Raw genomic sequence first — 9,402 nt, forward strand, 5'->3', positions numbered from 1 at the left:
AAATAATATAACTAGAACCTGAAAAATTGAGAAACTCTCGTAGTCAAGAAAATATTTCAAGTAGCTAGGAAACAGGAGGAAAACGATGATGAAATTCATTATTCAACGAGATAAATTAGTTCAAAGTGTTCAAGATGTAATGAAAGCTGTATCATCTAGAACAACAATTCCGATTTTAACAGGTATAAAAATTGTTGCTGATTCTGAAGGAGTCACATTAACTGGCAGTGACTCTGATATTTCTATCGAATCTTTTATTCCTGCTGAAGAAGATGACAAAGAGAATGTTGAAATTCTTCAATCAGGAAGTGTTGTTTTACAAGCCAAGTTTTTTAGTGAAATCGTTAAAAAATTGCCTATGGACATTGTAGAAATTGAAGTTGGAAATCACCATTCAACGGTAATCCGTTCAGGTAAGGCTGAATTTAGTCTAAATGGATTAGATGCAGAAGAATATCCTCATCTTCCACAAATTGAGGAAGAAAATATTTTTAAAATCCCAACCGATTTACTAAAAGCAATGGTTCGTCAAACAGTTTTTGCTGTTTCAACATCTGAGACAAGACCTATCTTAACAGGTGTAAACTGGAAGCTAGAAAACAGTGAGTTAATATGTATCGCAACAGATAGTCACCGCCTGGCATTAAGAAAATCCTTAATTAACTCAGAAAATCAAAGCTCTTACAATGTTGTCATTCCAGGAAAAAGTCTAAGTGAGTTAAGCAAAATTTTAGATGATACAAACGAACCAATTGAAATTGTCATTACTGAAAACCAAGTATTGTTTAAGGCAAAAAATCTATTATTTTTCTCAAGACTTTTAGACGGAAATTATCCTGATACTTCCCGTTTGATTCCAAATGAGAGTAAAACAAATTTAGTTCTAAATTCCAAAGATTTCTTACAAGCAATCGATCGTGCCTCCTTATTGGCTAAAGAAGCACGAAATAATGTTGTTAAACTATCAACTCTAACAGACGGGATGATTGAGGTTTCATCTAATTCCCCTGAGATTGGAAAAGTAAGTGAAGAAATACAAGTGGAGCAAATTGATGGTGAAGAATTAAAGATTTCATTTAGTGCAAAATATGTAATGGATGCTTTAAAGGCACTTGAAGGAAATGAAATCAGCGTTGACTTCACTGGAGCAATGAGACCTTTTGTTATTCGTACAAAAGATGACGATTCTATGTTACAGTTAATTTTACCAGTTAGAACATATTGATGATAAAAATAGCAGGCTGACGTTCGTCAGCCTTTTCTTTATTTATGAGATAATAAATTCCTGATTTAATCCAGAAAGAATACCTTATCTCTTATGGTTAGAAATAAACTTGTATGGGTATTTGTACCTACTTCGACTCCAGGAGTCTAAAGGTGGTGTCTGTTCCTGAAGGACACACAGATTTCCAATACCGAAGTTGTTGTACTTCAGGACATTTTTTTAGTAAAATATAAAGTTAGAGACTACTGAGGAAGGTGGTTCGCTATGGCAAAACCAGTTAAAATTGATACAGAGTTTATAACATTAGGTCAATTCCTAAAATTAGCAGATGTTATTCAATCTGGTGGGATGGCTAAATGGTTTTTAGCTGAATACGAAATCTTTGTGAATAATGAACCTGAAAATCGCCGTGGTAAAAAGCTAAGAGATGGTGATGTTTTATATATTCCTGATTTCGGCACATATATTGTGAAAAATTAAAGTTGGTGTACAAATTTTGTTTATAAATGAGCTGAAATTAAAAAATTATCGTAATTATGAAGAATTGACGATTCAGTTTGAAAATAAAGTGAATGTAATTTTAGGTGAAAATGCACAAGGTAAAACCAATGTGATGGAATCAATCTATGTGCTTGCTATGGCGAAGTCACACCGAACTTCAAATGATAAAGAGTTGATTGGCTGGGACAAAGAATATGCTAAAATAGAAGGTAGTATCGAAAAATATAATCGCTCAACTGCCCTTCAATTAGTTATTTCTAAAAAAGGCAAAAAAGCAAAACTAAATCATATTGAGCAAGAGAAACTCAGCCAATACGTCGGGGCAATGAATGTGATTATGTTTGCACCAGAGGATTTGAATTTAGTAAAAGGAAGCCCTCAGGTAAGAAGAAGATTTATAGATATGGAAATTGGTCAGGTTTCAGCTATCTATCTGCATGATTTGAGTCGTTATCAAAAAATTATGCAACAGCGTAATCATTATTTGAAGCAGTTACAGATGCGCAAACAAAAGGATCAAACGATGCTTGATGTTTTAACTGAACAACTGTGTGAAGCTGCTGCAAAAATTATTTATAAACGTTTGCGGTTTATTTCTGAGCTCCAAAAATGGGCTGAGCCTGTGCATTCAGGAATAAGCAGAGGCTTAGAAACGCTAAAAATCAAATATAAACCCTCTGTGGATGTATCAGAAGATTATGATTTGACGAAAATGATAGAAGCATATGAACAAAAATTTGCTAAAATAAGAGAGAAGGAAATTGAACGGGGGGCAACTTTAGCAGGCCCGCACCGGGATGACTTAACCTTTTTTGTAAATGACCATGATGTGCAAACCTTTGGTTCACAGGGACAACAAAGAACCACTGCTTTATCGTTAAAACTAGCGGAGATTGACCTGATTCATAATGAGATAGGAGAATATCCAATCCTCTTGCTTGATGATGTTTTATCCGAACTAGATGATTATAGACAATCACACTTATTGAACACCATTCAAGGCAAGGTTCAAACGTTTGTAACAACAACAAGTGTCGAAGGAATTGATCATCAAACATTAAAAGAAGCTGCTACTTTCCGTGTAAGAGCAGGAGAGCTTGCTGACGATAAAAGAGGTGACTAATTTGTATATTCATCTGGGAGACAATTTTGTTGTACCATCAAAAGAGGTCGTGATGATATTGGATCGACACTCTTCACAAGATTCCGCCATTGTAGATGAATTTTTTCAAAAGCAAAAAGAAAGAATCGTTCAACTGGCAAATGGTGAAGCAAAATCTATTATTGTGACGGTTAATAAAATTTATTTCTCGCCTTTATCATCAAGTACATTAAAAAAACGAGCACAAGTTGCTTTTGATATAGATTAATTAAATGATGAAAGTCTAGCTTCTTAACAGAAAGGGCTTTAGAGTATGGCTTTGAGTGCAACGACAAGTAAGCTTTAGGAAAAGTGTAGGTGATCAATGTGACGACGGAAAATAATCAAGTCCAACAACAATCATATGATGAAAATCAGATTCAAGTTTTAGAAGGTTTAGAGGCAGTTCGTAAACGTCCAGGTATGTATATAGGATCTACGAGCAGTAAGGGTCTGCATCATTTGGTTTGGGAAATTGTTGATAATAGTATTGATGAGGCTTTAGCGGGCTTCTGTGATGAAATTAATGTCACCATTGAAGAAGATAATAGTATTACTGTTAAAGATAACGGACGTGGTATTCCTGTAGGGATACATGAAAAAATGGGACGTCCTGCAGTAGAAGTTATCATGACAGTATTGCATGCTGGAGGAAAATTTGGTGGTGGAGGATACAAAGTATCAGGTGGACTTCATGGTGTAGGGGCATCTGTTGTTAATGCTCTTTCTACAGAATTAAATGTAACAGTTCATCGTGAAGGAAAAGTTCATTTCCAAAGATTTAATAAAGGTATTCCAGCAGCTGACTTAGAGGTAATTGGTGAGACGGATGTTACAGGCACGATCACCCACTTTAAGCCAGATGCGGAAATCTTCCAAGAAACAACTGTCTATGATTTTGAAATATTAGCGAACCGTATTCGTGAATTAGCATTTTTAAATCGTGGATTGAAAATTACGATTGAAGATAAACGAGAAAACAAACGTTCAAATGAATATTACTATGAGGGCGGAATTAAGTCATATGTAGAGCATTTAAACCGTACGCGCGAGGTTATTCATGATGAGCCGGTTTATATTGAGGGAGAAAAAGATGGTATTACAACCGAAGTTGCTATTCAGTATAATGATAGCTACACAAGTAATATTTATTCTTTTGCGAACAATATTCATACCTATGAAGGTGGAACACATGAAGCAGGCTTTAAATCTGCATTAACTCGTGTAATCAATGACTACGCTCGTAAAAATAAAATATTTAAAGATAGTGATGATAACCTTTCTGGAGAAGATGTTCGAGAAGGTATTACAGCAATCATCTCTGTTAAACATCCAGATCCCCAATTCGAGGGTCAAACAAAAACGAAGTTAGGTAACTCTGAGGTTCGTACAGTAACAGATTCTGTTTTTTCTGAAGCATTTGATAAATTCATGTTAGAAAATCCTTCAGTAGCTAGAAAAATCGTTGAAAAAGGTTTAATGGCTGCAAGAGCCCGTTTAGCTGCAAAAAAAGCTCGTGAGTTAACAAGAAGGAAAAGTGCATTAGAAATCTCAAGTTTACCTGGTAAGTTAGCGGATTGTTCTTCTAAGGATCCTTCTATTAGTGAGATTTATATTGTTGAGGGTGATTCTGCAGGTGGATCTGCAAAACAAGGACGAGACAGACACTTTCAAGCAATATTGCCATTAAGAGGTAAAATTTTAAACGTAGAAAAAGCAAGGCTTGATAAGATTCTTTCAAACAATGAAATAAGAGCTATTATAACTGCACTTGGAACAGGTATTGGAGAAGATTTTGATATTCTAAAAGCCCGCTATCATAAAGTTGTTATTATGACAGATGCGGATGTAGATGGTGCACACATTCGTACTCTACTATTGACGTTCTTTTATCGTTATATGCGTCCAATTGTTGAAAAAGGCTATATTTATATTGCTCAGCCTCCACTTTATAAAATTCAACAAGGAAAACGAGTTGAATATGCCTATAACGATAAACAATTAGATTCATATTTGGCCGAAATGCCTGAACAACCTAAACCAGGCATCCAACGCTATAAAGGTTTGGGAGAAATGAATCCTGATCAGCTATGGGAAACAACAATGGATCCAGATACACGTACATTACTTCAAGTAACATTAGAAGATGCGATTGAAGCGGATGAAACATTTGATACGTTAATGGGCGATAAAGTAGAGCCGCGTAGAAATTTCATCGAAGAAAACGCACAGTATGTTAAAAATCTTGATATTTAATCTATCTGAAAGAACACCTCATCTCGGTGAGGTGTTTTTTACATAGAATATTAGACAAAAAAAGAGATTGTTATCGTGTAAGAAATGTTAGCTGAAAACGAATATTCCATCAAATTGATGTGTAATCTTTCGCTAATATTGCTATAATGAAGAGTAGACTAATTATTTAACATAACCAATTGGGCAGGTTTTATTATATTTAAAACTATCAACTTTTCTACAAGAAGATAGTATTTTGCCATTTTTCGATGTAATGTTTTTGGCACTCCCAATTAAATTAAGAAAAGGAATAAGGGAGGTTATTTTAATATGGCGGAAAATCAAGGATCTCATGTTATTGAGAGAAATATTAGTAATGAAATGCGAGAATCTTTTTTAGGCTATGCGATGAGTGTAATTGTGTCTCGTGCATTACCGGACGTTCGTGATGGACTGAAACCTGTTCATCGACGCATTCTTTATGCAATGAATGACTTAGGGATGACATCTGATAAACTATTTAAAAAATCAGCACGTATCGTTGGAGAGGTTATTGGTAAATACCATCCACATGGTGACTCGGCTGTTTATGAAACAATGGTTCGTATGGCGCAGAATTTTAACTATAGATATATGCTAGTAGATGGACACGGAAACTTTGGGTCAGTCGATGGAGACTCAGCAGCTGCAATGCGTTACACCGAAGCTCGTATGTCTAAAATATCAATGGAGCTAATCCGTGATATAAACAAAGATACAATTGATTATCAAGATAACTATGATGGCTCCGAAAGAGAACCAGTAGTCCTTCCAGCAAGATTCCCTAATTTACTTGTGAACGGTGCTACTGGAATTGCGGTAGGAATGGCAACAAATATCCCTCCACATCAATTAGGTGAAGTAATTGATGGCGTCCTAGCGATTAGTAAGGATCCAGAGATAACAATTCCTGAGCTTATGGAAATTATTCCTGGACCTGACTTCCCAACAGCTGGACAAATTATCGGAAGAAGCGGGATTCGAAAAGCTTATGAAACTGGCCGTGGATCAATTACTCTCAGAGCGAAGGTTGAGATTGAAGAAAAGGCTTCAGGTAAGCAAGTAATTATTGTTAAGGAAATTCCTTATCAAGTAAATAAAGCAAAGCTAGTTGAAAAAATCGCAGAGCTTGTTCGAGATAAAAAGATTGACGGAATCACAGACTTACGTGATGAATCTGACCGTACTGGAATGCGTGTTGTTATTGAGGTTCGTAAAGATGCGAATGCGAACGTATTACTTAATAACCTTTATAAGCAAACAGCGCTTCAAACAAGCTTTGGTATTAATATGCTATCTCTAGTAGATGGACATCCTAAAGTATTAAATATTAAGCAAATGCTTCATTACTATCTTGAGCATCAAAAAGTTGTGATTAAACGTCGTACTGCTTTTGAATTAAGAAAAGCAGAGGCACGTGCTCACATTTTAGAAGGTTTACGAATTGCCCTTGATCATTTGGATGCTGTGATTGCCTTAATTCGTAGCTCGCAAACAACTGAAATTGCCCGTAACGGATTAATGGAGCAATTTTCTTTAAGTGAGAAGCAAGCACAAGCAATTCTTGATATGAGACTTCAAAGATTAACAGGTTTAGAAAGAGAAAAAATTGAAGAAGAATATCAATCACTAGTGAAGCTAATTGCAGAACTAAAAGCAATTCTTGCGGATGAAGAGAAAGTACTTGAAATCATTCGTGAAGAGCTAACTGAAATTAAAGAGCGATTCAACGATGAACGCCGTACCGAAATTGTAGCAGGTGGAATTGAAAGCATTGAAGATGAGGATTTAATACCTGTAGAAAACATAGTTATTACATTAACTCATAATGGATACATTAAACGACTTCCTGTTTCAACATATCGTACACAAAAACGCGGTGGACGTGGTATACAAGGTATGGGAACAAATGATGATGACTTTGTTGAACAACTACTAACAACATCAACCCACGATACGATTCTTTTCTTTACAAACAAAGGTAAAGTATATCGAGCGAAGGGTTATGAAATACCTGAGTTTAGTAGAACAGCTAAAGGATTGCCGATCATAAATCTTCTGAGTGTAGAAAAAGGTGAGTGGGTTAATGCGATCATTCCGGTTTCGGAATTTGTAGATGATTGGTTCTTATTCTTTACTACAAAGGATGGAGTGTCAAAACGTTCTCCTCTATCTCAATTTGCTAATATCCGAAACAACGGTTTAATTGCAGTAGGTCTTCGTGAAGAAGATGAGCTTATTTCTGTAAAATTAACTGATGGTTCAAAGGATATCATCATAGGCACGAAAAATGGTATGCTTATCCGATTCCCGGAATCAGATGTTCGTTCTATGGGTAGAACAGCTTCAGGAGTAAAAGGAATTTCACTTGAAGAAAGTGATGAAGTTGTTGGTATGGAGATTCTTGAAGATGATGTGGATATTTTAATTGTAACAAGCAATGGTTACGGTAAACGTACTCCTGCTGAGGAATATCGCATACAAAGTCGTGGTGGTAAAGGATTAAAAACTTGTAATATTACAGAGAAAAATGGTCCAGTTGTCTCTGTAAAAGCAGCTACTGGTCAAGAGGATATAATGCTGATTACAGCTAGCGGAGTTGTGATCCGTATGGATGTTGATACAATTTCGAAAATGGGCCGTAACACTCAAGGTGTAAAATTAATCAGACTTGATGAAAACGTATCTGTCTCTACTGTAGCATTAGTACAAAAAGATGAAGAATCTCAAGATGACATGAATGAAGAACTGGAAGTAACAGAACAGCAGTTGGAAAATGACTCATCTGAAGAATAATATAAAGGCATAGAAGGCTGAATACACATTCTTTGAGTGTGGAATTCAGTCTTTTTTTACATTCTTAAACATTATCATTATTTTTTGTTTATAATGTCATAAGGGGGGATATCTTTGAAGATTCATATTAGTCAATTAGAAGAAGGTTGTATCTTATCAAAGCCAATTTTATCAGCAACAAATAAACCTTTAGCATATAAAAATACAATTATTACAAAGCACATTAAGGAAGCTCTTATAGCATTCCTGGTAAAAGAAGTTGAAGTGGAAAACATTCTTGATAACGGCCGGGAATTCAAATTAGCTGGATATAGTAATGAGCAAGATGAAACAGAAGATACAGTGGTTGAAAATAGTACATTAATAAAATCGTTTTACCACCAATACCTTGAAGCTGTACAAGCTTATAAGCAGCTTTTTACTAGTTGGCAATCAGGTGTTCAAATTGATATCAACAAAGCAAGACAAGCGATTTTACCCCTAGTATCTGAAATTGAAGGTAATGATGAGGAAGTCTTTAAACTCTATCATTATTGTAAGCAGGAAGATTATATGTACCACCACAGTGTGTCTGTGGCGTTAGTAAGTGCCTTTTTAGCTCAAAAAATAGGCTATCAAAAGGGAGAAATAAATCAAATTGCCTTAACGGGATTGTTATGTGATTGCGGTATGTCAAAAGTAAACCCAGCAATCCTAACTAAAAAAGTAACATTAACTGAAAGTGAATATAAAGATATTAAGCAACATCCGGTTCATAGCTATAATTTATTAAAAAATATTATGTCAATTAAGGATGGAGTAAAGCTAGGGGTACTCCAGCATCATGAACGAATAGATGGAAGCGGGTATCCCTTAAGCGTGAAAGCTGAAAAGCTTCACCCTTATAGCAAAATAGTAGCTTTAGCTGATATTTACCAAGCTATGGTTGCAGTAAGACCATATCGAAGTAAGCAGTCACCATTTAAAGTGTTAGAACAAATTATGGAGGACGAATTCGGGAAATTTGATCTTACAATTATTAATGAATTGAAAAAAGGAATAACAAGGTTTTCTACAGGTACAAAGGTAAAGTTGTCAGATGGATTGGATGCAGAAATTATCTTTATGGATGATAATAACCCAACTAGACCTATGGTTAAATACTTGTATTCCCAAGAGATCATTTCGTTAAAAGATAGAAGAGAATTATTTATTGAAGAAATTATATAAAAACTACTCTGTTTTGTGTTGACTTAAGATATAGATGCTGATATAATTTTTTGAGTCAGCCAAACAGAGTAGTTCATATAAAACTTTGTTGAAAAAAGTAGTTGACTTAACTAACTGTTAAATGTTATATTAATGAGGTCGCTTTCGAGTGACATCACAAGTTCTTTGAAAACTAAACAAAACCAAGCGTGCCAACGTTAATTTTTATTAACAAAAACAATGTACTATATAGTACGAACTTTATGAGCTATATCAA

At 35.1% G+C, this 9,402-nt stretch carries 7 protein-coding genes; all 7 read left to right on the forward strand.

Annotated features, from left to right (window positions below; genetic code table 11):
• Positions 1-88 precede the first annotated feature (88 nt).
• The 7 genes from dnaN (at position 89) to COD11_RS14585 (ending at position 9,146) form a co-directional block, all read left to right on the forward strand.
• Complete coding sequence (dnaN, locus tag COD11_RS14555; RefSeq protein WP_098797632.1) at positions 89-1,225, forward strand: DNA polymerase III subunit beta; 1,137 nt, start codon at positions 89-91, stop codon at positions 1,223-1,225.
• A 264-nt stretch (positions 1,226-1,489) separates the two neighbouring features.
• Positions 1,490-1,705: a S4 domain-containing protein YaaA gene (gene yaaA / locus COD11_RS14560; RefSeq protein WP_098797625.1), complete on the forward strand. Its 216-nt coding sequence runs from the start codon at positions 1,490-1,492 to the stop codon at positions 1,703-1,705.
• 16 nt (positions 1,706-1,721) lie between these two features.
• Positions 1,722-2,849 carry a DNA replication/repair protein RecF gene (recF, locus tag COD11_RS14565; RefSeq protein WP_098797626.1) on the forward strand — a complete coding sequence of 376 codons (1,128 nt, stop codon included), beginning with the start codon at positions 1,722-1,724 and terminating at the stop codon, positions 2,847-2,849.
• A gap of 1 nt (position 2,850) precedes the next feature.
• Positions 2,851-3,096, forward strand: a complete 246-nt coding sequence (gene remB / locus COD11_RS14570) for an extracellular matrix regulator RemB (RefSeq protein WP_098797627.1) — start codon at positions 2,851-2,853, stop codon at positions 3,094-3,096.
• A gap of 98 nt (positions 3,097-3,194) precedes the next feature.
• Positions 3,195-5,123 carry a DNA topoisomerase (ATP-hydrolyzing) subunit B gene (gene gyrB / locus COD11_RS14575; protein ID WP_098797628.1) on the forward strand — a complete coding sequence of 643 codons (1,929 nt, stop codon included), beginning with the start codon at positions 3,195-3,197 and terminating at the stop codon, positions 5,121-5,123.
• Positions 5,124-5,432: 309 nt separating this feature from the next.
• On the forward strand, positions 5,433-7,937 hold the full coding sequence (gyrA, locus tag COD11_RS14580; protein WP_098797629.1) for a DNA gyrase subunit A: 2,505 nt from the start codon (positions 5,433-5,435) through the stop codon (positions 7,935-7,937).
• Positions 7,938-8,051: 114 nt separating this feature from the next.
• Positions 8,052-9,146, forward strand: coding sequence for an HD-GYP domain-containing protein (locus COD11_RS14585; RefSeq protein WP_098797630.1), 1,095 nt, complete (start codon positions 8,052-8,054; stop codon positions 9,144-9,146).
• Positions 9,147-9,402 lie beyond the last annotated feature (256 nt).

Origin of the sequence: Bacillus sp. AFS040349 (genome assembly GCF_002577655.1) — a bacterium.
In the GTDB taxonomy this organism is placed as follows: Bacteria; Bacillota; Bacilli; order Bacillales; family Bacillaceae; genus Metabacillus.

Coding starts and splice junctions, on each gene's coding strand:
- dnaN (WP_098797632.1), top strand. CDS start 89: ATGAAATTCATTATTCAACGAGATAAATTAGTTCAAAGTGTTCAAGAT.
- yaaA (WP_098797625.1), top strand. CDS start 1,490: ATGGCAAAACCAGTTAAAATTGATACAGAGTTTATAACATTAGGTCAA.
- gyrA (WP_098797629.1), top strand. CDS start 5,433: ATGGCGGAAAATCAAGGATCTCATGTTATTGAGAGAAATATTAGTAAT.